Source organism: Psychrobacter immobilis (assembly GCF_904846065.1).
In the GTDB taxonomy this organism is placed as follows: Bacteria; Pseudomonadota; Gammaproteobacteria; order Pseudomonadales; family Moraxellaceae; genus Psychrobacter; species Psychrobacter immobilis_H.
The window spans coordinates 919990-945064 of the sequence record NZ_CAJGZV010000001.1 but is presented as its reverse complement, the minus strand read 5'-3'; the positions used below and the strand labels follow the sequence as shown (position 1 = coordinate 945064).

The following is a 25075-nucleotide window of genomic DNA, read 5'->3' as shown; positions in this document are numbered from 1 at the left end:
GTCTATCGACTCCTATTTACGCTTAGGCAACTTACTATCCATCAATAAGCTTTGTAGTTCAATATCATGACGAAATCGATAAAGCTTGGCAGGGCGACCACGTTGGGCGCTACTACTCTGTCCTGTTTCCATCACAAGTTTTTGTGAATCTAGCAAACGACGAAAATTTTGCTTGTGCAAGCGCACTCCTGAGAGCGCTTCTACGCTTTGTTGTAATTGTGACAAGGTAAATACATCTGGCATCAAGCCAAAAATAAGCGGTCGGTATTCAATTTTGGCACGCAGCCGTGAAATAGCCGTTGCAATCACTCGGCGATGATCATAATACATTGGCACCCCAATGAGCTGTGACCAGTTTTCAGGTAGCTTATTTTGATGGCTCGGTTGGTGAGCACTTTGATGAACGCTTTGATGATTCATTGAATAGCTGGGTGGATAGTTTGGTGCTTCCGGTATCAGTCCCGCTTCATACAGCATCTCATAGCGCAGTAACACATGCTCAGCGACCCACTCTCTATTTTCATAATGATCGTATGCTGTGTATTCATTATCCGCATTTTCACTTGTGGGCATATCACCCACTAAGAGCGCTTCACTTACACCCCAACATAAACCAATACGCTGACGGCGGCGCTGCTGAATGCCTGAATCTTTAGCGCTATCTGCCCAGCTCAATAATGCTGGCACAATATTATTCATAATGATGCTAGGTATGCCATCCAAATGATTTTCCCAAGGAAAGTAATCATACCAATCACGCCACAATGCTTGGCTTTGTAGCTGCGGCGTTTGTGTCTCTTGCACCAGTCCCAAATAGCTCACGTAGACCAATGCGTGACCATCAACATTGCGCCTATTGGTATCGACAAAGGTATAGAGCTGCTCCAAATAACCAAGTGGTTGCTGTGTTTGCTCCTCAACCCATTGGCGCACACCCGCTTGCAATGAGCGATGCAACGGCATCAATGGACCATTGGGTAACAGCTTTCCTTGATCAACGGTTAAGACCCGAGCGGTATGCTCAGTAATGGCGACTAGCACGGCCACGACTTCTGTGGTGCCACTACCTTGCTGATGCGCGTGTGAATAAGACAACGTCATGACTTTAGTGATTACCTTTTATTTTAATTATTAAATAAAGCTCAACTTCTAAGCTGTTGACCATTTGCTCAGTATAGCTTGAATCAACGATTATCATAGCTTGTGGTTGTAATTATATAAAATGAGTCTGTATAAATCATAAATATATAAAAAGTACTTGTATTTATGCTCAAAATGAGCATAATTAAAACATCTGACTAGCCAGCGATATTAATTGACTTATTTTTAGCGGCATATTGCTTGTCGTTACTGCCTAAAAGGTTTGCATCTATGAAAACTTATCCTTACGACGCGCCCATCATGAGTAATGACAATCGCATTGCAATACAAATGAATATTGAATATGCCAAAGCTAAAATGCCAGCAGACTTGCCGCGTACTGAACGTCTCATGGTCGAGGAAAACATCAAACGGCTATTAAAAGCGCATGATGCGGTATTGGTCGCCCATTATTATGTCGACCCCTTTATTCAGGATTTGGCATTAGCAACGGGTGGTTGTGTGGGTGATTCGCTGGAGATGGCACGCTTTGGGCAAGCGCATAGCGCCCAGACCTTAGTGGTCGCTGGTGTCCGCTTCATGGGTGAGTCGGCGAAAATCTTAAGTATGGAAAAAACAGTACTGATGCCAGACCTAGAAGCCGAGTGTTCGCTTGATTTGGGCTGCCCTGCTGACGAGTTCTCCGCATTTTGTGATGCTCACCCTGAGCGTACAGTTGTCGTTTATGCCAATACTAGCGCCGCCGTCAAAGCCCGTGCCGATTGGGTGGTGACGTCATCGGTTGGCATCGACATCATTCGCCATTTGCATGCGAATGGTGAAAAAATTATTTGGGGGCCTGATCGCCATTTAGGTAAATATATTGCTGCTGAGACTGGCGCAGATATGCTGCTTTGGCAAGGCTCGTGCCTCGTACATAATGAGTTCAAATCGACCGAGCTAATGCAATTAAAAGAGAATCATCCAAACGCCAAAGTATTGGTGCATCCTGAATCCCCTGATAGCGTGGTGGCGCTCGCCGATGTGGTCGGCTCGACCAGTAAGCTGTTGCAATCGACTTATGAGATGGATGCCGATACCTTTATCGTCGCCACCGATTTGGGTATTTTGCACGAAATGCAAAAACGCTCACCATATAAGCGCTTCTTAGCTGCACCTACTGCAGGTGAAAGCGCCAGTTGTAAGAGTTGCGCGTTTTGCCCATGGATGGCGATGAATGGTCTACAAGGTATCGAGCAATGCCTGATCAATAATAGCGGTGAAGTATTAATGACACCTGAGCTGGCAGTCGCGGCTAGAAAACCCTTGCAACGCATGCTTGATTTTGCCGAAACGCAGAAGCAACGTGTGGCAACGAGCGGCGATATTGTCAAAGACCGTGAGTTATTTGCCAATGTCGGGGCTGCCTAATATGAGCGCGGCATTGACAGCGGAATCATTAGGTCTCGATAGCCCTGCTGCTATAGTACAAACGGACGTGCTTATCATTGGCGCGGGATTAGCAGGCTTAAGCACGGCTCTAGCATTACCAAAATCGCTGAATATTACTGTATTGAGCAAAGCCGCCTTAGAGATTTGCTCCAGTCATTATGCCCAAGGTGGCATCGCGGCAAGCTTGGATAAAGACGACTCTGTGGTTGATCATATCGCCGATACCCTAATCGCTGGCGCAGGGTTATGCGATGCTAATAATACCAGCAGCATTTTAAGTGCCGGGCAACAGGCAGTGCAATGGCTGTGTGAGCAAGGTGTGCCTTTTACGCAGATACCGCAAGAAGATAATGCAAAACCTTTCACCAAACTACAGACCGAACTACAAACTGCTGACTTACATTTAACCAAAGAAGGCGGGCATGGTTGCAGGCGGGTCGCACATGCGGATGATGCGACTGGTCGACACATTATGGAAGCCTTGACTATAAAGGCGCAAAACGCTGCTAATATCACTATTTTGCCTTATCATGAAGCGCTGAGCCTCTTAACAAACAGTTATAACCAGTGCCAAGGGGCGCAAGTTTTTGATCATAATAATCAACGACAACTGACTTTTTATAGTCGCGCAGTCGTACTGGCTAGTGGTGGCATGGGTCAATTATTTAAGCGTGCCAGTGCACCAAATGTCTGTGTCGGCGATGGGGTTATGATGGCATGGCAAGCCGGCTGTCGCTTAGCAAATTTAGAATTTATCCAATTTCATCCGACGGGCTTAGCAGTGGCAGACAGTAGTTTTTTAATATCGGAAGCACTACGCGGCGAAGGTGGACGGCTGACCTGTCCGCAATCTGGCAAGCGCTTTATGTTGGAAATTGATGAGCGGGCAGAATTGGCACCACGCGATATAGTCGCTCGCGCCATCGCTAAGCAGATCAGTAATAACGGACTTGGCTACGTACATTTAGATGTCAGTCATTTACCAGAACAGTTTTTACGGGAGCATTTCCCACAGATTTATCAAACATTATTCAACCTCGGCATTGATATGACTAGGGAACCTATCCCCGTTGCCCCGACTGCGCATTATAGTTGCGGTGGCGTGGTTACTGACGCCAATGGTTTGACCGATGTGATAGGTTTATATGCCGCAGGTGAAGTCGCCTATACTGGCCTGCATGGTGCGAATCGCTTGGCGAGTAATTCACTTTTAGAATGTGTGGTGGTTGGGCGCAATATTGCCGCTAATTTACCACGATATTTAAAAGCATTAGAAAATCTAGATCCGGTTGCCAGTTATGATCACTCGAACTTATTAGCAACTGCCATTTGGACAGCACCAACGCTCAAAGATATTCAAGCTATTAAGCTTCCTTCTTCTCCTACCATTCTATTTAATTTATCTCATTGTGATGACACTGATATCGTTCCCCATGATTATGCTGGCAAAATAGTCACAGAATTGAAAGTTTTAATGACCTCCTATATGGGTATCGCTCGAAATGCCGAATCATTAGAGCAAATACTGATACAGATACAGCAATGGCAACAGTGGCTTGAAAAAACTAGGTTAAATCAGTCCAGTATGACTACTTTAGATGGCACTATCACTGCTGATGAGCTGATACTATTTCAATTAGCACGACAATTACAATTAGCCACGTTGGTTATTCAATCAGCTTATCAGCGTTATGAGAGTCGCGGTGGTCACTATCGTCAAGATTATCCGCATTTGGCGACCACACCTCGAACCAGCGTGATTGCGCCCTTATCGAAGTTAAAAGATGATGACAGAACAGGTAGCAAAGAGGGTGGCATTGATTGGCTGCTTCAGCCTATAATCGATGACACAGAGACTAGAGTGGTAAATACAGTTGCTAATATTTAACAGCAATTGGGAGCTGCCACTTTAGCCATGAAAACGGTAACTTGCCGTTTTCATGGCTAAAGTGCTAAAAACATGGCTCCTGATTCATGGTTTGTGATTATTCTAATGTTAGTCGTCAGTTCAGTTTGGGCGATACTTGCCCTACCTCGCTTACGTCAGCGCTTACCGAAAATCTATTTGATCGCCCGCTCATGGTGGCTCATGTTAGCGGCGCTTTGCGCGTGTTATGTTATCGCTAAGATAACGGATAATAACCAACCCATGCAGCCTCCTACCTACCCCTATCGGTGGCTGCTCATCGCTTTTTTCGTTTTAATTGGTCTGCGTGGCGGGTATGAGATCAAACGCTTATGGTGTCTGCGTAACAAAGCTGTGCTGATTGAGAAACTGCAAGCGCGCGGTTTACAACCCAAGATATTGCCTTTTAGCCAAACCTCTTCCCATTCTACTCCAGCTTATACGCGTCTAAATTGGTTAGACCTAATCTTTAGCTCTGCTTTTATCACACTGATTGTCAGTCTCATTGCTTTACAACAATTAATCTGGCAGCGCGAGCAGTATGGCGTTTTATTTTTTGTGTTATTCGCCAGTCAATTTAATGATATTGCCCAGTATTTATGCGGACGATTGCTTGGTCACAAGTTGTTTACGCGTGGTCTTGCCCCAACTATTAGCCCGAATAAAAGTATCGAAGGCGCTCTTTTCGGCAGTATGCTAGCGGCGATATTGGCAACGCTATTAGGCATTTGGCTCATGCCTTTTAATTGGTGGATTTGCTTATTAGCCGCTTACGGCTTAGCGGTCAGTGGTATCGCTGGAGATTTATTAGAATCCGCCTTTAAACGTCAGCATGGGGTGAAAGACACGGGTACGATGCTCGCCGGACATGGCGGCGTATTAGACAGAGTAGATAGCTTGCTCATTGGCGTGCCGCTATTTACCTTGTTTTATTGGCTGCTTGGGTAACTTATTATCAAGTCGTTTTATCCAATTTACTGCGTAATATCCAGCTAATCACAGGCTTAGGCAAATGATTGAGCGCCCGAGTAATATAGCGCATGGAGCGTGGAAATATGGCCAGCTCAATATCACCATCAATCGCTTGCATAACATGCTTCACCGCCGTTTGCGTACTGATGACGAATGGCTTATGACTGGCATCGCCGTCATTCAAATCGCGTAATGCTTGAGTATTTATATAGCCTGAGGCGATGCAGTTGACTTGGATATGGTACGGCACAAGTGCCGCTCGATAAGCGCTGGCAGTCGCAATCATGGCGCGTTTGCTTTTGGCATAAAGACTGGCATAAGGGTAATTCATAGTACCGGCGATAGAAGCGATACAAATCAGGCTGAGTTTGTTGCTTTTATTAAAATCCAATGAATAACTTTGCTGTTTTAATTGCTCACTTGCCCACCTAAAAACTTGCTCGAACGCTTGCAGATTAATCGCTAGCATTTTATCGCTGTCAGCTTGACTCAGATGATGAATACGCTCATTGGTGTAACTACCCGCGCTATAAATTACTCTTTGAAAACTAATATCTGACAAGTTATCTACCAACGTTTGTGTTTGCGCACTATCGGTTAAATCACAGCAGTGAGTAACAATGTCAGGATGCTGACTATTGATATGGGATATCTTCTCTACGCTATGACCAACCACGCTCACTTGCCAGCCAAGCGCCTGATGATGCAAGGCTAATGCTAAGCCAAGACCGCTCGTACCGCCAAAAACGATAAGATGTGATGGCTTATGAGCTGAAGTCGACTGTGTAATATTTTTCATTTTAGAGTTCATAGCTCATGCTGCTGTATATAGTCAGCCGTACGCTGATACCCATACTGCCATTGCACCTGCATCTGCTGTACAAAGCCATCATAGTCACTGTGAATGAGTTCAACCGTCATTTGATTTATATTAAAACGCTTTTGTACATGCTGTCCTGCCAACTGCTGACCATTATCTGCAAAGGGTAACCAATGCAATTGATGGCTATTTCTTTCTGACTTCATAAGTGATGACGTTTCCATTGGCTGATAACCATGCACCTGTGCCAAACGCTCATTGGGGTCAAAACCAAAAACGCGCTGAATCGCTGGTGCCGCCAGCCATGAATCATAACCTGCCTTGGTCTCTGCAAATACCGTCTGTCCCAGTTGACATGCTAGCTCAATCGGCGTGAGATTAATCACCCCGCCTAAGCACCAGCCGAGCGTTGCAATATGCATGGGCGGTAGATAATACATATCTGCCATAGAAGCACGAACCGCTGAACTAAATTCCCACTGCTTTACGACATTTACTGACTGATGAATACGCCCATTAGCAAACGTATGCACAGGTGAGTTAAGCATTTGCTCAAAGTGCTCTGATGCTGCCAAACGCGGTGGCGAAAATAATAACTCTTGTAGTTTAAACTCGTTGTAAACAGAGTTATCAGCAGTAGGCATTTGATTGCTGGGTTGATTGGGCGCTTGATACAGTCGGCTAGCGATAATGGCTATCTCTGGCGCGGCGGTATTAAACGAATTATTATTCTGATTGGGAGAAAAACTAGACAATTCATCAAGCCATTGCCGCTCGCCATCAATTCGAAACATCGCCAGATGCTGCAACTCACTTAATAGTCGCTCGTAGCTATCTGCTTGCTGCTGTTTTTGGCGGTTAGAAACCTGCCGTGACAAGCGCCAACGTTTAAGCGCCTGCGTCATATAACGTATTTTTAGTCGCTTATTGGCTTCGGCTGGCGCAACATGTCTGATTGCCGTAATGACACGATACAACTCACGACTGCACATGAGCGCCTGCAAATCCTTAGGATCAGGCGCTAGATTGACCAAATAAGCCGACAGACTGCCACCGCAAGTGCCGACGATGACATCTGGCTTCAAATCATGAGCAACCAATGCCGCATAGCTGCCCAAATAATAGGCGAAACGTGAACCGCCCCCTGAAAAAATTTGCACACGCTCATAGGGCTTGGCATGCGTATTATTCATGATTGGTTGAGGCGGCTTTAATTGCCAATGACACGGTAAAGATACCAAAGCGATCGATACGCATGGCTACTTTTTTAAAGCCAGCATTCTCAACCAATTGATCCATTTCCGCTTGCGAGCGACAGCGCATCACCCAACTGCTGCCGCGATGATTGTTTAAGGTTTTGCTAATGAATTCCTGTTCAGGATGCCACGGCTGATTGGTATAAAGTAAATAACCCCCAGATTTTAAACTCTCATAAATGCCTGCCAATGCCGTCGCGGGTAGCGTATTATCAGAAAACAACTCAAAAACACCAGAGCCAATAGCGATATCAAATTTTGTTTCATCGGTACTGCCAGTCTCTTTCTGCTCATCAACATAACTGGCGGGGTCAAATGCATCTTTTTGACAAGTAAGGACACGATCAGCAATCTCTAACTGCTCCGCCTTTGCCTGTAACGCTTGGATATTATGCATCTCGTAATCACGTAGCTCAGCGTGCAACTTGGTAAACTCTGTCAGTAAATCAAAGGCGTAAAAGCCATGTCCACTAGCGATATCGAGTAGTTTTGGTTGGTATGGTTTAGTACTGCTCTGGTTTTTGTCTTCAATATCTGCCAGAGCCTCGCGTGCGAGTTCTAATATATGCTCGCGGCGAATACGAATCCCCTGCCAGCCTATATTGCTCAAGTAAAACTTATCGACCGCCTGACCAAATTTATTTTGACCACTAGGCTGATTACAATAAACGTGATCGAGCGAATGCCCCGAATCAAAGCCATGCTCCAGTCCTGTAGCAATCGCATCGCTGACATGACCAAATTTTTGCATGGCAAATCGAGTAATGGCAAAGCTCGGATTAAAAGGCTTAATCGCTAAACGGTCAACCTTATCTTTACTGGCACTATTCATATGCGCCAAGCTCAAATCAGGCGCTTCAGTGTCCTTACTGAATACCTGCTCAGCGAACTCGATACAATCAGCGAAGACATCTGCTTTATTGGTCTCATGAAAGATCGCATGATAACTGTCTGGATATAGTTGCCAGCGTTTATCGGTAGCATTAATCGCCTCATAAAAATCGCGCTCTGCCTGCTTATCGACCACGTAATCTTTACCTGCACATAATATAAACGTCGGTACGGTGATAGCACCCGCATCATCGAGCAAGCGTTGACCGGTTGCATGAGTATCGATAAGCAGATCAGTTGAAATACTATTAGAAATCAGTGGATCGGCATTATAAGCTTGCTGCGCGTTTTTATCATGAGTCAATACTTGCGCTTTGACGTAGCTGCTCACGCGTGACAGCAGTCCAAGCGCGCGCGCCACCTTTAGCGACGGTATCGCAAATGGCATGTATAAGCGAATACTCAACGCTGGTGTACCCAATATCATGCCACGAATATTTGGGGCGTAATCATGTACCCATGCTGCGGCGAGTACCGCACCGATACTACTGGCGACGATTAACGTATCCTCAATGGCGATGCCCGTTTGCCCAATAATCAATTGCACAAAGCCGTCTAGATCGCGCTCAAGCTCGGTAACGCTTTCGGCATGATCCTTGATACCACCCGAGCGCCCATTACCACGCGCATCCCAAGCAAATACTTGATAACCTGCCATAGCAAACCGCTCTCCAAGTTCTGCTAAGCGTCCAGAATGCTCGTGACCACGATGTAACAGAATGACTTGACGCAGAGGCTGACTGGCTTGTTTGATACCCTCTAAAGGCATCGTCAGCCAATAGCGGTAATAAATCGCCGTGCCATCGTAAGCATTGTAGCAACTTTCACCGCTTATCAATTTGGAAGACGATAAATTGAGCGTATCGCTAACCTGCTCCACTTTTTCATGACTATCGAGAGGGGTGGTCGGCATTGTCTTAGGCTCCAAAAAGGAAGTTTTAATAGCAGAATTTGATAGAGGGGCATTTAATGAAGAAAAATTTGATAGAGGATAGCTTAATAAAGAATAATTTGATGAAAAGGTATTGGGAGACAGCGTAGCAGGTTGACCAATAATCGTTTGGCAATCGATAGATGAAATAGGTTGATACGATGATTCTGCTATTGACTCAATACTGTCTAAGCGGTTTGAGCTTAGCACAGGTGGTTTACGCATCAAGTATAAATCTGCCATATAACGCAGCCGATTCAAGCAGGTTTTTAGTAGCAGCGCCTCTGTCAGTATCAATAGTGGACCCACTTTGATATGCGATAGCTCGGTCGGCGCTTTAGTCACCATAATAGTGCCAAGCAAACCCAGTAAAAAAGCACGATCGCTTTTGCCTAGAGGTCCTTGGTTTGCTCTAATGTCTAACATCGTATTACTGGTGATACCTAGTAACTCGGTGCTTATACTAAGCGCAATCAGACCGACAATATGACGCTGATGGATTGATATATGGTTTGGTAATTTGACTGCCGACGTTTGTAAGTTACCATTAGCAACATGTGGAGCTAAACTTGCGATAAGCGCCGTATCAGCCACGATATCACCCACTTCATTAAGCACTGCACCAAGCCTTGAAGCTTGCCCATGTTCACGCGCCATCATGCCATCGATAGCATTGAGCGCCATACGCACAAACAATGATGAAGGTAACAGCAACCATAATGCCTGCTGCTCAGTTGCGGGTTTGGCAATCATATAGGCCGTACCAAGGCTCAATAATACGGCTGACACCGTCACTTGATTGGCAGTCACCTTTTGCTCGACCAACGCATCACTTATTGGGCGCAGCTGATCTTGAAACTGAGACTTGAGCTGATATAGCGACATGAGGCAAGCCAAATATAGTAAGTCTATTAATGTAGCAACAAAAGTTGGTCAGGTAAATACTTAAGCGTTGTTAGCAGTCAAATTATCATGAATGAAATCCTGACTTACGGCTTAGTGATTCACGATTTTATCTTAACGCTCAATAGTTGGTCGTTAAACAGTCGGCTTTTACAAGGAATCTTAGCCGCTCATGTCAGCATTGATCGTTTCATGTGATACAATTTCCAGCTTCTTAAAAACGCCTTTGAAAATGCCGCGAGCCAATCACCATGCAAAGCCTAGTTACCCTTGTTCTGGTATTAATGCCAATGTTTATTGGCTTTGCCATTCCTTCTCATCCAACCATGACAAAGCTTGCAGATAAAGGCTTATCTTATCTGGTATTTATCATCTTAGCGCTGATTGGTATCGAGCTGTCACAAGTTGAAGGACTTGGCAGTCAGATAGGCGAAATTGCGCTGTATGTGACCATACTATCGATTTTGACAATTGGCAGTGGTTTATTTGCCCTGATGTTATTTGACCGACTGCGTCCATGGCATGCCAAAAAATCCAGCGTAAAATCTAAAGAACATCGCGTGAGTATCCGTGGTAGCCTCGCTCAAGTTATTTGTGTGGTCATTGGTATGGTGATTGGTTATTTCTTACCAGACAATTATATGCCGCCTGAAAATACGATGACGGTGATGCTGATGATATTAATTTTGTTGGTCGGCATTGGTTTAAAAGGCTCAGGTATTACGTTAAAAGAAGTGCTGCTGAACAAGCGCGGCGTTGAGATGAGTGTCATCTTTACACTAGCTGTATTGATTGGTGGCTTGATATTTGCGCTGATGTTCAGTGAGGTATCGTGGACCAAAGGCTTGGCACTGGCGTCAGGGTTTGGTTGGTACTCGCTATCAGCAATCGTCATGACCGATGCTTATGGCGCGGTTTGGGGCAGTGTCGCGCTATTTAATGACTTGGTGCGTGAGTTCTTTGCATTGATATTTATTCCCGTGTTTATGCGTAAATATCCATCAGCAGCAGTCGGGCTTGGCGGCGCGACGAGCTTAGATTTTACCTTACCAATTATTCAGCAATCTGGCGGTCTTAAAGTTGTGCCATTGGCGATTAGTTTTGGCTTTATTATTAATATTGTCTCGCCAGTGCTGATGGTGGTGTTTTCGGCGTTGGGGTAAGAATGATTTTTAACGGTTGAAGAAAATCAGTCGTTATTATTCGAACAGTTCACAGTGCTTGGAATATTCACCATATTTTTGCATATCAGAATCATATTCAAGATTCATCAAATCATGAACTTCACTACTGGCCATTAAAGTTGCGCGGCGTTGTTTTTCCTCAATATTTTTAAGATTGAGCTTTTCAAAACTTGGATCTATAAACGCTGTATCTGTAACTATAATCTTATTTGAGCACTCATAAGTACGAATACGCTCAGCATCGATATTATATTACAACACTAAATTATTCTTAATAATTAGCGCGCGATTGCGTGATAAAGAATCGAAACCAAAAGTCGCTAAAGCATCTTTATCTATTTCACTTGTCGCTGCATGACCGAAAATAAAAACATTGGCTTTTGAGTGATTATTAAGACTTTCTGCTATTTTCACAAATACTGCATCATAGATATCAGATAGCTGACTGCTCATTTGCGAGAAAAACCCATTGAACTCCATTTCAAGTGCCTCGCCTCCCTCAATTATTATTTCACAGCCTTTAGCATCGATTACTACATTGGGTCGCGTTTCAGGGCATTCGTCTATAGCATCAAGCACACCATCGCCATCTGAATCAATCTCTGCTTGCATCGTCCTGATATTTTCATCTTTAGGTAGCTTTTTAGACGGCGCAGTTGTATTAGTTTGACAACCAGCTAAAGCAATAGATGCTATTAATAATAAAACGCTATAAAGTCCCATCAGTAGCCTTCCTCTATACAATTAAATACTACTTTAGCATTCGTAAAAAATTAATTAAGAAAAGTATAACCTAAGCCATCTCTAGATTTTTTTCCACCTGACACGCCTTATCATGCCACTGGATAAACTCATCAATATGAGAAGGTGCTCCACTGCCACTTTCCCTAGCAACCTCTTTACCAACCATACTTTCGACATAATGGCATGCTCGATAGTTTTTGGCATACTTATCATAATCAGCCACCCATTGTTTGCGCGCTTTTAACTCATCTTGACGTTGCTCAATGCTACTATCTATATCTGTGTTCTCGGAGCCAAACCAAAAGTCCTTAGCAGGGATATCTTTAGCCAACTTCTTATTTTCAACTTCACTCATACGCCACGGCTTGGCAGTAATCCGCGCTCGAAAGCACTGTTGCACCTGACACAGACAGACATAATTGGTATCCGCATGGAAATATGCAAACCAATCTTCTACCACGTTATCACTTGGCGATACAACATCGTGAGTCGCAATAATACGAAAGCCTGCAGGTGTTTGATATAAACGAAAGCATTCGGTAGGATGATTAACAATACGTTTTTTGATCAAATCCGTCATATAGGGCAGTAACGAGGCGGCGTCATCGGCATATTTTTGCGCTCGGGTCTTGTCTCTGGCACTGGCTTGTTGCCACAAATAAGCAGTGGCAACAAACATAACTACTAACAGCCATAACCATGACAACCCCAACCAAGCGATAACACTGGCGATGAGTATAAAAACAACAACAAAAAACCAAATTTTAATTTTGCTGGCGGGATTGCTTTGATTAACGAGAAAGGCAGGCATAAAGCCATGATGGTTATAATCATCAGGATAGATATGACGCAATAAATCATCATTATCGACATCGATAATGGCAATATTATCGACGTTAGCCACTTGGGCACCGTAGCTGTTGCGCGTGACAATGAGCTTCGTTACTGCTGCACTATTATTAGATAATTCATTTTCTGGAAAATCATGCTCATAAATAATCTTTTCACGAATAGGAATGCTATTGCCTTCGTTATACTCTTCCTTGCGCTCACGACGTAAGATATCTTCACCTGCCAGCCATCGCTCATGGGCGTCATCTACTCGCGCTTTAGCATGGGATAGCGCTTCCATTTGGCTGACATCCGACCAACCGTAACGTTTGATAGTGGCTTGCTTGGAAGGGTTACTAGACGTTTCTAGCGATTCAAAGCGCTGTTTGTGTTGCGCCCAGTATTTAGGGATAAGCATGAGGTTTGCCTTTGGAGTATTTGGATTGAACGAATGGTCAATAGTTGATAAAAATTTGATTTAAAATTTAACGCAGATGCCGTTTTTTAAATTGATAGGATACTCATTATCAGGTTCAGTTAATAAACCATAGACCCGACGATTAAAAGACCTCCCCTCATCCATATCATTGGGTGCGATAGGCGCTCTAGCCTCACAATTTAAGGCCATTAATCGACTAGAGGCTATGCCATGCTTTAATAAAAGATAGTTTTTGATCATCAGCGCTCTATTTTTAGGTAATGAGCTTAATTCTTTATTGATTTCATCCTCTGAAGCATGCGCTTCTATTTTAAAGATAGCGGTATCATACTCTTTCATTCTTGCCGCTACTTTATCCAGTTCAACTTTATATTTAGGTATTAGTTCACTACTACCTTTAGCAAAAAAGGCGCGATATTCCATTTTTAAATTCATATCGGGTCCCATAATGAGGTGACAGCCCCTGTCATCCACTACTACATTACCTTTCATTTTTGTATTTGGACATTGATCTAACTCATCAGGCACACCATAGCCGTCGCTATCCAAATTAACCACAACCGTTGGCATATTGATAGTTTGACTTGTTTGCTTAGAAAAATCATCTGTTTGACAACCTGTCAGAGCTAACACACCTATCATGATTGGCACTATTGTCCATAATTTAGCATTCATATTTTAAGCTTCCGTAAGTTAAAGCTATCCTTAAACCCCACTCGCCTGCTTAGCAAACAGTCTCATTAGTGGCTTAATTTTGCCAACGCGATACATACCGTTATTGCGAAGTTGTTGAATAGGACGCGATTGTGCAAGCGACCCTGCGAATAGCCAATTAAGCGCGGAAAAGCTATGCATCATTATACTATTATGCGGACGACGCAAACGCTCGTAGCTACGCAACGTTTGATTGCTGCCCCAACTGGTTCCACCACTACGTTCAAAATCATGTGCCAATTGCTCGCTTAAGGCCTGCACATCGAGCATGCCTAAATTCAACCCTTGACCCGCCAGTGGATGGACGCCATGCGCTGCATCACCGATCAAGACTAAGTTATCCGCGACGTAGCTTTTCGCTTGTTGCGCGGTCAGTGGAAAGCTAGCAATTGACTCAATCTGAGTGATAGCACCTAGCTCATAGTTACTGGCAGCAGCCAATTTATCAGCAATGACGCGCGCGTCCTCCTCTATCAACGCCAATGCTTGATTGCGCGGCAATGTCCACACGATCGACTGCCAATGTTGTGGGTTGGCTTTATCTGCATCAGTAATATCAGCGAGCGGCAATAGTGCCAGCGTACCTGTGGGCAGCATCGCTTGGCGCGCAGTCGCTTGATGCGGTTTTTCGGTGTAAATCGCACAGCAAATAGCGGTTTGCTTATAATCAAGTGTATCTAGCCCAATCGCCGCTTGCTGGCGCACAAATGAGCCACGACCATCGGCACCAACCAGCAGCATCGCATCGATAGCAGTATGATCGTCTAAAGTCACACGGTAGCCTTGCTCTGCACCTAGCCAATCCATGTTTGTGACTTTTTGTCCCGCGATAATGGTTAGATAGTCACTGACATCATCTTCATACAGGCATTGCCATAACGCATGCTCAATGACGGCAGGCTCGACCATGCTACCGAGCATTTGCGGTAAATGACTGTTAGGATGATTATCAACACTGTCACCAAACAATAGCTCACCCATACCGTTTAGTTGCCACACCTGCATTTGCGAATAATCGGCTTTGCGCTCTGATGCTGCTATCTTTTGCCATACGCCCACGTCTTTAAGTAAATTAATACTGGCAAGACTCAAGGCATAAACGCGCGCATCCCGCTTGCCAAGCATCTGTTGCCATTCTGAGTCATCACGTGCAGGGCGAGCATCAATTAACGTCACGGGCATTTTTGCTTGCGCCAACTTTAAAGCAAGCGTTGCCCCAACAATACCGCTACCGATAATCAGCGTATGATTATTCTTCATAAGTTATTCCTACAGTTAAGTGCAATCGTATAGAACATTGGTCTAAACCGTTAATATACCGTGATATGGCAAACTAGGACTTTAACCCCATCGCGTAGTTAGCGACTAGTGGCTTAATATTTGGCAGTTTATCAAAGGCAACCAACGCCACATTCCTTGCCAGCTTGATGGCTGGGTTAGGATGGGTAAAACCATGTACCACGGCATCACAGAAGCGAATGACGCGTTTTTGATCGCTTAGCCGTGCTTTTTCATAGCGTTTTAACAGTTGCGTATCGCCGATGTCTTCGCCCTTTAGCACTTGCGCGCTCATCATTTGTGCCAGCACATGGGCATCGCGCATACAAAGGTTAAAACCTTGTCCTGCAACAGGATGCAAAGTGTGGGCGGCATTGCCCATAATGACACAGCGACCCTCTACTTGCTTGTCTGCCAGCACGCGTGTCAGTGGATAAGCGCCGCGGCGACCAGCAGCGACAAACGTGCCAGCTCGCTCACCAAAGGCTTGCTGCAATGTCGCCAAGAAATGCGCATCATCTGCTAAGTATTTATGTTCTTCCCCTTTTTGGCAGACCCAAACCACCGAGCGTCTATGGCCATTTTGATAGTCATCATTGCCATCGCCGTCTGGATCGGTCAGTGGCAACACCGCCAGTGGCCCTGCTGGACTAAAACGCTCAATCGCTACATGCGCGTGTGGCTTGTCAGTTTCTACCACACCGACGATAGCCGTTTGCTGATAATCATAAGTCGTCGTGCCAATATTTAATAATTGGCGTACCGTCGAATCGCGACCATCACAAGCGACTAAAACACTGGCCTGCAATTGCTGCTCATGTTCCTCTTCACCATAATAGTTAAAGCTGAGCGTCACCCCATCCGCTTGTTGGGTCACGGCGATGACATTGGCATTATCGATCAAAGTGATTAATGGCTCTTGCTGCGCGGCTAATAAAAGCTTACGTCCGAGCCACGCATTTTCCATCACTTGTCCAAATGACTCGACCCGCTCTTCAGCTTTATTTAATTGTGCACGCCCAAAGCTGCCCTGCTCACTAATCTGCACCGCATCGATACGACAAGCATGACTTTGCAACTCACCCCATAACCCAATCTCTTGATAAATCTGTACCGTACGACGTGACAGTGCTGTATTGCGGCTGTCTAAATAATGGCTGCGATTGCTGTCATCATTTGGACTGATGGTTGGATAGCTATTTTTTTCTAATAACGTGCTAGCAATACCATGATGCGCTAGCAACAGTGCAAATGACAATCCCACATGACCACCACCAGCGATGAGGACTTGCTGCTCAGTAGCTGCCTTTTTATGTTCAAACTTTTTTTTAGCATTCGATAAATTCACATCAGTATTTTGCATTATTATTCCTAATTTTCATGTCTATTTTACGCTGTTGGGCGCACGCACTATAAGCGATGAATAATCGCTAGAATTATCTCAATTTTTTAGGGCGTATTGAACATTCATACATAGGTGGAGCCTTAGTCGAATGCGTAATACACCCTAACCTTCGTCAGCTTTCATCAGCCTTTATCATTTTATTCATCTTTTAAACCTCGCGATAAAGCACTACGACATCATCCATAGATTACCACAAATCGTCTCCAACTCTGTCGCCTTAACAGTAGCCAAAACGTATACCTGAAACGCTTGATTTAATAACGCTCTAAACGTTATTTGCAATGTCATAACCCGCTCAAAAATGGACATAAAAATATCAAGGTCGAAAAGCGGTTGCAATCGTCGTACAAAAACAGTGTCATCTGTTCGACGTATGGCTTGAAATTTAAAATCTATCGACCATAATAAAGGCAAGACCGTTACTTATCACCACTCCTAAAACGAATAATAATTCTACCGTCATTTCTATCTCTATAACGTAAAGCCAAGACCATAACGACCGACCATTTTATCTCTTAAACCCGCAATGCCATCAAAACCAAATCATAGCGTTGGGGTACATAATAAAAGGATAATCGCTTGACTGATTCCATGAGCCGCCGTATAAAGTTTGAATCATTGACACCAGCACAGCTCAAAACCGTGCTTGGTGAATACAACAACCACATGAAATATATCCAACAACGCCTCGATATCAAAATCATGCAGCGTCAAGGTGACTTCTGTTTGAGTGGCGACATATCGAATGTCGAGCGCGGTGAACGTATTATTTATAAACTGGTAGACGAGGCACAGAATACCAAGGACATTAGTGCAGCGGAGCTACATCTTATTATCCAATCGAGCATTTCTCGTGATGAAGATATGGAAGCGGATGAGCAAGAAGCCAAGGATAATGCAGACGCTGAGGCGGACTTAGAATCAGCTCACGAGTTTACGCCAGTTAGCTTACGCACGCGTAAAGGTCGTATCATTCCTCGCGGTGGCAATCAGCAGACCTACGTCCAAAACGTACTGAACTCTGATGTCTCATTCGGTATTGGTCCTGCTGGTACGGGTAAGACCTATTTAGCCGTGGCTTGCGCCGTGGATATGCTTGAGCGTAATGAGATTGAGCGGATTTTATTGGTGCGTCCGGCGGTAGAAGCGGGCGAAAAGCTCGGCTTTTTGCCCGGTGATTTGACCCAAAAAATCGATCCCTACTTGCGTCCATTATATGATGCGCTATATGAGATGATCGGCGTTGAAAAAGTGGGCAAGCTGATTGAAAAACAAGTCATCGAAATCGCACCCCTTGCCTATATGCGCGGTCGTACATTAAACAACTCGTTTGTCATCTTAGATGAAGCGCAAAACACCACGCCTGAACAGATGAAAATGTTTTTGACCCGTTTGGGTTTCGGTTCACGAGCAGTAATTACAGGTGATATTACACAGGTCGATTTGCCACGTGGTCATAAGTCAGGCTTAGCGCAAGCAATGGAAATTTTAAGTGGTATTGAAGAAATTCATATCACCAAGTTTGATTCAAAAGATGTGGTACGTCATCAATTGGTACAGAAAATTGTAGAAGCCTACGATGTTTATGATGAAGAACAAGTAGCGTTAGAAGAAAAGCGTAAGTTTGAGCGCAGAAAAGAGCAAGAGCGTAAACAAGTTATTGCTAATGCTGCAGCCAAGCTATAAACGGTCTAGCCTGCTACTTAATGTTATAAAAATGCAAAGCCGGATTACTGTCAGTAATCCGGCTTTTTACGACGAGAGCTTTTTAGCTTTAGTCATAGGTTATATCAGATGATAAAGCACACCATCTTACAATAAAGTAAAAGGATAATGGCATGAGCCAAGAGAAGGGTAACAACAGCTTTGACAACCATGATGCAAATGAGCGTGCTGGCGATGATGCCAGTTTGGCAGCACTTGATATCAGTGCCACCAGTAGTATCGATGATGACATACTAGACACTTTTTATGATCGTAAGCACTTACAGTCTGTGATGATGGCAGCGTTGGATTATATCGATGGGCGCATTAAAGAAGGTCTAACGCTACCCTATTTTGTAGATATCGACCCTGAGCTGTGGCAAGAAAAATCTAAAGTATTAGACATATACATTACCGATGAAATTGAGGGTCAGGCATTAAATTTGGAAGCTCGCGGTAAGGATTATGCGACCAATATTTTATCTTATCCAAGTGATCTGCCAGCCGCAATTATTGAGCTGATGCCAACGCTACCTCTCGGTGAGCTGGTCATCTGTCATGGTGTCATAGTACGTGAGGCTACAGAGCAAGAAAAGACAACTGCACAGCACATTAGCCATTTACTGATACATGGTGTGCTGCACTTATTGGGTTTTGATCATGAGCTTGGACAAGCCGAGCAAGATGAGATGGAACGGTTTGAAATTGAGATTTTAGCAGGTCTCAGCCTGCCAAACCCTTATACTTAATTCATATTTTTTAGCGACTAGTCTTTGGTCATCGGTAGCTTTTGTGCTTGACTCATCTGATTAATCATCTGATCCAATCCTTTGACATGGACATTACGCTGCGGGAATGGAATGTCGATTTTTTCATCATCTAAGGCGTATTTGAATTGCTCCAGCAAATCACACTGCATTGTCCACCAGTCAGCATTGGTTGTCCAAATATTTAGCGTCAAGTCTACTGAGTTATCACCCAAATTGGTGACACGTACGATAGGTTCAGGGTCAGTAAAGGCCAACGGATTATTTTTTGCCAAATTCAGCATCACGTTTTTGGCAGTTTTGATATCGGCATCATAGCCAATACCGACCGTGATATCGACACGGCGGTTGGGTAGCGCCGTATAGTTCGTCACGGCTGAAGTCGTAATATCACTATTTGGGATAATGATATCGTGATTGTTTATCGTCGTTAGGTGGGTATTGACCAAAGTGATTTCTGTTACGGTTCCTGTGTAGCTGCTGATTTGCACATAATCGCCGCGCACAAAGGGACGAAAGGTCACAATCATGATGCCAGCGGCAAAGTTAGACAACTGATCTTTTAGTGACAGACCAATGGCTACTGCAGCACCGCCCAATATAGCGACGACTGAGGTGGTCTGTACGCCAACCTTGCTCAAGGCAGCTAATGCAACCACGACCAGTAACACTCCGTAGATTAGACGACCTAAAAAGTTCGCAACGGTGTCATCTAAGCGACTACGCAACATCATTTTGTGAGCAACGGTGACTGCCTTTTTGGCAAGCCAGCGACCTACGACGAATATTAATATCGCTAGCGCAACTTTAATGACCAAGCTTAATGCGTTACTGGTTAAGCTGGCAACATCTATTGTAAAACCTAAAAATTCCATACTGACTCTTTATTTTATAGCGGTGTGTGGTATTCGTTTGTTATAAATATTGGTATCTTATATGTTTGCAGCGTAGCTAACGCTCATCATCTATATATTCAACACGCCCTAATAAGTAACATCCACTTTATCGCTGTAACGATAGGTACGTATCAAACGCAGCTCAACGATATCTTCCATGTCTTTGGTGAATTTACCAAAGGGCGCTGCTTGGCGTACCGATTGTTTTGCTGCTTCATCTAATAATGTGGAGTTGGAGCTTTCAAGCAGACGTATGGCTTCAATATTACCATCACTACTGATGATGACCATAAGGCGCACTTCGCCCGTAATACCTTGAGCCCGTGCCTGCATGGGATAATGCAAATTCCCAATGCGTTCGACATGCTCACGGAAAGTATTAATATAATCAGCCGCGGCACCACGCGTCGTCGAGTTGCTATCGACCGTCACGACTTTTGATTTGGTTGCATAAACTTGCTGACGTTGAGACAGCTGTGTCTCTAAAGTAGCAATTTGTTTACGCAGACGCTCTTCTTGCGCCATCATATCATCTTGTGCTTGCTTACTATCATTATCAGACTCCACGCTCGCTTGACGCCAGCTTAAGGTGGTACGCAGATAGCTTTCTTGGTAATGCTGCTGGCGGACTTGACGCTGCAGGCTAATCACATCTTGCGTCTCACTTATTTGCTCAGCAGACAATGGGCTGATTTGGTCGTTCTCTTGTCTTAATTGCTCCTCCACTGTGCCGCCACCTTCTTGGGAAGCATTAGCAATAAAGTGAGCGTCTTCATTTGGCTGCATATTGTCAGTTAGCGCTTTTGCCACATCTTGCATCATTGCTGCAGGATCTTTGCCCATCGAAAAGCCAATACCAAAAATAATAATGGCGTGTACGGCCACAGCGATAACGATGGCCACTGGTAAACTAACATCCCGCTTAGGTGCTTGCGCGGAAAAATGATAGCTTTGTGAATCTTTGATATAGGCCACAATGGGTCTCAGCTTATGAATATGAGCTTATAAATACAAGACAGCAAGTAATAAGCGTTATGATAATGGGCAGGATTTATGCTGGCGCTATCATAACATGACATAGAATTCTGTCGCTAGCACAACCGTTGCCGACTCATTTTAATCCACTCACACATTATTTATCTCCTTTGGTCAATTTATTGACGAGCGGAACCAGCAAAAATGATATAAAACCAATGCGGCTATGTCATCGCTAGACCGTATTTTGAACATATAAGCATTGCCAATTAAATGATTTGCGACAAAACCCATGTGTCCATTTTGAAGCCATCATATTTGTTATATACTGTTTTATAATTTTTGTGTCATTAGGGCGGGTTAAATAGGCGTAAATAGACAGAGCTGATTATTGCTGATTAAGCAAAAACGCATGTAATGATCACTCGCCAGCTTTCATTACAGAACAGTCTGTCATTTTTTAATCAGTCGCTCTTTATGCCATTGAGTCAGCTACCTCCCCTATAATTATAAGGATAATAAGTTTGAGTGATTTTGATAACAGGGATAATTCAGACAATTTTGATGAATTCTTTGAAAATATGGGCTATCGTTTCGACGAATCATTTAGCGATGGTTGGGAGCGCCTTACCCAATCAATCAAACAGATATATCATAGAACGACTGATAAATTCGAAGATGAGTTGTCGCTACCAGTGGCGCAGATTTATGTCAATGATGCGCTACAGAAGTTCGTCACTGATAATGTAAAAGCCATCTTAGAGCTGCGTGTTGAGATGCATGATGACTGGTTTCGCTTATACTGTACGGTCGATGCTGGTGGCATTTATGCAGAGGTGGCGAGTAATTTTAGTTTGATTCATGTACAGCTCGATCGTAACGTCCAGCGATTTGTCTTTGGTCAACAGACTTATACTGATGTGCTAAATCTACGTTGTGAGTCGTTTATTAAGCGCCAAGGTATCAAACTGTTTATTTGGTTTTATCACACTATTCTGAAAAAAGACCCTTTAGGCTTTATTCTCTCCTATATCAATATCGCCCGTGCAAAGGACGAGGTTATCTACCTTGATATCAATCGCTGGTTAAAAAAGAACAAAAAAATCATGAGCACTTTGCATAAAGTTCAAGTCAACTATGGCGAACTTGAAGAAGAGCAAATGATTTTGAAAACTCAAATCAATTATCGTGATTTATTGGCTGCCAGCAGTAACGAAGATATCATCGGCGATGATGATGAGCCTGAGCTGATGCAAGGCCCTATTAACCCAATAGATGATGCGACCGAACCGAGTCAGGTATAAATCCCTCAGTATAAAAATGACGTTTTTTAGTTAGCAAAAAAGCGCTGACACTTAGAGACTATTGTTGTCTTTTAGCGTCAGCGCTTTTTTATCAAGCAAATTTTCAATGGCTTCTAAAGCGTGCCGTCATCAATCATGCAACTACCAGTAATTTTCTACCGCAATATTGCCCTCGCCGCGACGATTCATCACCAAACCTAAAGTCTTGAGCGCTTCTTTGGTGTCTTCCACCATGTCTGGATTGCCACATAACATGACGTGCGTGCTATCAATATCTAAGGCAATCCCTGCGCGCTCTTGTAGCGTGCCATCCAGCAGCAGCTTGGGCAAACGCTCTGTCATTGCGCCTTCGACAGGTTCACGGGTAACGATGGGAATAAAGATTAGTTTTGCAGGATTGTCAACCAGAGAACCAAAGTCTTCTTGCAAGCTTTCAATCTTGTCGATATAGGCAAGCTCTTCTATCGAGCGCGCACTATAAGCCAAGATGATGTGCTCGTAATCTTCCCACGTCTGCAAATCTTGTAACATTGACAAAAATGGTGCCAAGCCCGTTCCAGTCGCGAGCAGCCATAAATCTTTTGGTAAAGGCTTTTGATAACGTGCTAACGTCAAAAAACCAAACGGCATAGTATTAAGCAGCAGCTCATCGCCCACTTCTAAATGCTGCAACTGCGACGTAAATGCACCATCGGGGATGACAATAGAGAAAAATTCTAATACTTCATCAAAAGGTGAAGAGACGATGGAATAAGCCCGAAAGATGTCTTCATTCAATGCAGCATCAGGTACATCGTTAACGGTGTCGCCTTGTTGCTGCTGGTAATATTTTAATTGACTGGGATTGACGCCCAAACGCACAAATTGACCCGCAGTAAACTTAAAGCTATCAGGACGGCTGACAGTGAAGCTAAATAGGTTTGGCGTCCACGTAGTCTTACTAAGCACGGTTACTGTCTGAATATTATCACTCATAAGAATTATCGACTCACTTTTTAGTAATCATTATTTTTATCAAGACTTTGAACGACACAAAATAAAAGATGCGCCAAGCTTATCATAAAGCTGGCGCATCTTGGGTTTCTGACCGTAATAACAGATAAGCAGCGGTATCAGCATACCCCTACTTACCCTTTTGCTATTTACCAAATACGTGCCAGACTTGCCCATTCAATCATGCTGTTTGGCAAGATACCAAAGAAGATAATCATCGCGGTCACCGCAATAACCATGATCCCGCCAGTACGCATCGCCCATTGGCTAGAAACGTCAAACTCAATGAACTGTTTCGGACGTTTAAAGAGGGTGAGCATCACACGTAAATAATAGAATAAGCCGATCGCACTACCCAAGATGATCATCGCTGCCAAGAACCAATTAGTTCCTTGTACCGCTGCCAATATCGCAAATAGCTTGGTAATAAAGCCAGCCGTCAAAGGAATACCCGCCAATGACAACATCATAATAGTCATAACCGCAGTCAATACGGGACGACGCCAGAATAGACCTTGATAATGGGTTAGCTCATCAGCTTCACCAGACAAGCGATAAGGGCTCGACATCAAGGTTACGACGCCAAAGGCACCGATAGAGGTCAAGGCATAAACCGCCATATACATACTAGAGATACTATCCGCTGCCGCGCCGATACTGACGATGACAATCAACACGTAACCCATATGAGCAATGGATGAATAACCCAATAGGCGTTTTAGGCTGGTTTGACGTACTGCCAATAAGTTACCGACTAAGATAGATAGAGTTGCCATGACCATGAGCAGCATCTGTACCGAGGGTAAGGCCAATAAAGACGTATCGATTAAGAAACGAACCGCTAAGCCCATCATAGCTACTTTTGATACCGATGCTAAAAAGGTAGCAATTGGTGCTGGAGCGCCTTCGTAAACATCTGGTGTCCACATATGAAACGGCGCAGCAGAGAGTTTGAAGGCGATACCGAACATCATCATCGCCGCACCAAGTATCAGAAGTGGCGACTCAAAAACATCACCCAATACCATACTGATTGGCTTAAAGGCGAGCGAGCCTACTTCGGCATAGATAAATGCCATACCCATGAGCAATGTCGCCGATGCCGTCGCTGACAGCACCAAGTATTTCAGCCCAGACTCTAGCGAGCGGTTGCGCATATAGGTATATGACAGCATACCGTATAGCGGTATAGACAGCATCTCTAAGCTCATAAAGAATGACGCTAAATGCTGAGCACTGACCATCAGTAAAGCACCAATCGTCGATAGCAACATGAGCAAATACAGCTCTTCTTTATTATCCTTGAGATTTGCCAAATACGCATAAGAGAGCGTACAACAAGCCAATGCACAGATAAAAATAATCACCATATTAAACTGAGCAAAGTTATCAATAACGAATAACTGCTCAGCGTTTGGTATGAGAGTACCGCTATTCACAATCCCTGTCATTTGCCCAATGAGGGTAAACAGACCAATATTTAAGCCGACGACCGTCATCGTACCAGTCACCATATGTGAGCGTTTAATTGCGATGGCAATCATGACCACCAATACCGTAATAACGACGGCAATGATTGGCGCATAAGGCAATAACCCCATCAAATCATTCATCGTAATATCATTCATGA

20 protein-coding genes are annotated in these 25075 nt (G+C 44.1%); 7 read left to right on the top strand and 13 right to left on the bottom strand.

Annotated elements, in window-relative coordinates:
• Positions 1-12: 12 nt before the first annotated feature.
• A complete protein-coding gene (locus tag JMW64_RS14070; protein WP_227694051.1) occupies positions 13-1101 on the bottom strand; it encodes an NUDIX hydrolase in 1089 nt (362 codons plus the stop codon).
• Between the two features lie 270 nt (positions 1102-1371).
• Here JMW64_RS14070 and nadA point away from each other — a divergent pair, with 270 nt between their 5' ends.
• From nadA to JMW64_RS04060, 3 genes are all read left to right on the top strand, one after another.
• Entirely contained in the window at positions 1372-2511 is a 1140-nt protein-coding gene (nadA, locus tag JMW64_RS04070; protein WP_201553522.1) for a quinolinate synthase NadA, read from the top strand.
• A gap of 1 nt (position 2512) precedes the next feature.
• Complete coding sequence (nadB, locus tag JMW64_RS04065) at positions 2513-4420, top strand: L-aspartate oxidase (RefSeq protein WP_201555023.1); 1908 nt, start codon at positions 2513-2515, stop codon at positions 4418-4420.
• Between the two features lie 72 nt (positions 4421-4492).
• A complete protein-coding gene (locus tag JMW64_RS04060; RefSeq protein ID WP_201553521.1) occupies positions 4493-5386 on the top strand; it encodes a phosphatidate cytidylyltransferase in 894 nt (297 codons plus the stop codon).
• Positions 5387-5393: 7 nt separating this feature from the next.
• On the opposite strand, the gene JMW64_RS04055 is transcribed toward JMW64_RS04060, so the two are convergent.
• The 3 genes from JMW64_RS04055 to JMW64_RS04045 are packed head-to-tail and all read right to left on the bottom strand — an operon-like array spanning position 5394 to position 10193.
• Positions 5394-6209 (bottom strand): SDR family NAD(P)-dependent oxidoreductase, encoded by an 816-nt coding sequence (locus tag JMW64_RS04055; RefSeq protein WP_201553520.1) that lies wholly within the window; start codon positions 6207-6209, stop codon positions 5394-5396.
• An 8-nt stretch (positions 6210-6217) separates the two neighbouring features.
• Entirely contained in the window at positions 6218-7423 is a 1206-nt protein-coding gene (locus JMW64_RS04050) for a patatin-like phospholipase family protein (RefSeq protein ID WP_201553519.1), read from the bottom strand.
• Entirely contained in the window at positions 7416-10193 is a 2778-nt protein-coding gene (locus JMW64_RS04045; protein WP_201553518.1) for an alpha/beta fold hydrolase, read from the bottom strand. Before JMW64_RS04045 ends, JMW64_RS04050 begins: the two co-directional genes overlap by 8 nt.
• A gap of 269 nt (positions 10194-10462) precedes the next feature.
• On the opposite strand from JMW64_RS04045, the gene JMW64_RS04040 reads away from it, so the two are divergent.
• Positions 10463-11374 (top strand): lysine exporter LysO family protein, encoded by a 912-nt coding sequence (locus JMW64_RS04040; protein WP_201553517.1) that lies wholly within the window; start codon positions 10463-10465, stop codon positions 11372-11374.
• Between the two features lie 273 nt (positions 11375-11647).
• Here JMW64_RS04040 and JMW64_RS04035 read toward each other — a convergent pair whose 3' ends face one another.
• The 5 genes from JMW64_RS04035 to JMW64_RS04015 form a co-directional block, all read right to left on the bottom strand.
• The gene (locus tag JMW64_RS04035) at positions 11648-12118 is read right to left on the bottom strand and encodes a hypothetical protein (RefSeq protein ID WP_201553516.1); all 471 of its coding nucleotides are present in this window, start codon (positions 12116-12118) and stop codon (positions 11648-11650) included.
• Positions 12119-12188: 70 nt separating this feature from the next.
• Positions 12189-13388 carry a hypothetical protein gene (locus JMW64_RS04030; protein WP_201553515.1) on the bottom strand — a complete coding sequence of 400 codons (1200 nt, stop codon included), beginning with the start codon at positions 13386-13388 and terminating at the stop codon, positions 12189-12191.
• A 60-nt stretch (positions 13389-13448) separates the two neighbouring features.
• Complete coding sequence (locus JMW64_RS04025) at positions 13449-14084, bottom strand: OmpA family protein (RefSeq protein WP_045451675.1); 636 nt, start codon at positions 14082-14084, stop codon at positions 13449-13451.
• A 30-nt stretch (positions 14085-14114) separates the two neighbouring features.
• Positions 14115-15383: an FAD-dependent monooxygenase gene (locus JMW64_RS04020; RefSeq protein ID WP_201553514.1), complete on the bottom strand. Its 1269-nt coding sequence runs from the start codon at positions 15381-15383 to the stop codon at positions 14115-14117.
• A gap of 73 nt (positions 15384-15456) precedes the next feature.
• A complete protein-coding gene (locus tag JMW64_RS04015) occupies positions 15457-16764 on the bottom strand; it encodes an FAD-dependent monooxygenase (RefSeq protein ID WP_227694048.1) in 1308 nt (435 codons plus the stop codon).
• Positions 16765-17397: 633 nt separating this feature from the next.
• Here JMW64_RS04015 and JMW64_RS04010 point away from each other — a divergent pair.
• The gene (locus tag JMW64_RS04010; protein WP_045451672.1) at positions 17398-18492 is read left to right on the top strand and encodes a PhoH family protein; all 1095 of its coding nucleotides are present in this window, start codon (positions 17398-17400) and stop codon (positions 18490-18492) included.
• 152 nt (positions 18493-18644) lie between these two features.
• A complete protein-coding gene (gene ybeY, locus JMW64_RS04005) occupies positions 18645-19259 on the top strand; it encodes an rRNA maturation RNase YbeY (RefSeq protein WP_201553513.1) in 615 nt (204 codons plus the stop codon).
• A 17-nt stretch (positions 19260-19276) separates the two neighbouring features.
• Here the strand turns inward: ybeY and JMW64_RS04000 are convergent, their stop codons facing one another.
• Together JMW64_RS04000 and JMW64_RS03995 are read right to left on the bottom strand one after the other, a co-directional pair.
• A complete protein-coding gene (locus JMW64_RS04000) occupies positions 19277-20152 on the bottom strand; it encodes a mechanosensitive ion channel family protein (RefSeq protein WP_201553503.1) in 876 nt (291 codons plus the stop codon).
• A gap of 108 nt (positions 20153-20260) precedes the next feature.
• A complete protein-coding gene (locus tag JMW64_RS03995; protein ID WP_201553494.1) occupies positions 20261-21148 on the bottom strand; it encodes an energy transducer TonB in 888 nt (295 codons plus the stop codon).
• A gap of 524 nt (positions 21149-21672) precedes the next feature.
• Between JMW64_RS03995 and JMW64_RS03990 the strand changes: the two genes are divergently transcribed.
• Positions 21673-22452 carry a hypothetical protein gene (locus JMW64_RS03990; protein ID WP_045451664.1) on the top strand — a complete coding sequence of 260 codons (780 nt, stop codon included), beginning with the start codon at positions 21673-21675 and terminating at the stop codon, positions 22450-22452.
• Between the two features lie 141 nt (positions 22453-22593).
• Here JMW64_RS03990 and JMW64_RS03985 read toward each other — a convergent pair whose 3' ends face one another.
• Together JMW64_RS03985 and nuoN are read right to left on the bottom strand one after the other, a co-directional pair.
• A complete protein-coding gene (locus tag JMW64_RS03985; protein WP_201553492.1) occupies positions 22594-23427 on the bottom strand; it encodes a ferredoxin--NADP reductase in 834 nt (277 codons plus the stop codon).
• A 167-nt stretch (positions 23428-23594) separates the two neighbouring features.
• Positions 23595-25073 (bottom strand): NADH-quinone oxidoreductase subunit NuoN, encoded by a 1479-nt coding sequence (nuoN, locus tag JMW64_RS03980; RefSeq protein WP_201553490.1) that lies wholly within the window; start codon positions 25071-25073, stop codon positions 23595-23597.
• Positions 25074-25075: the final 2 nt, after the last annotated feature.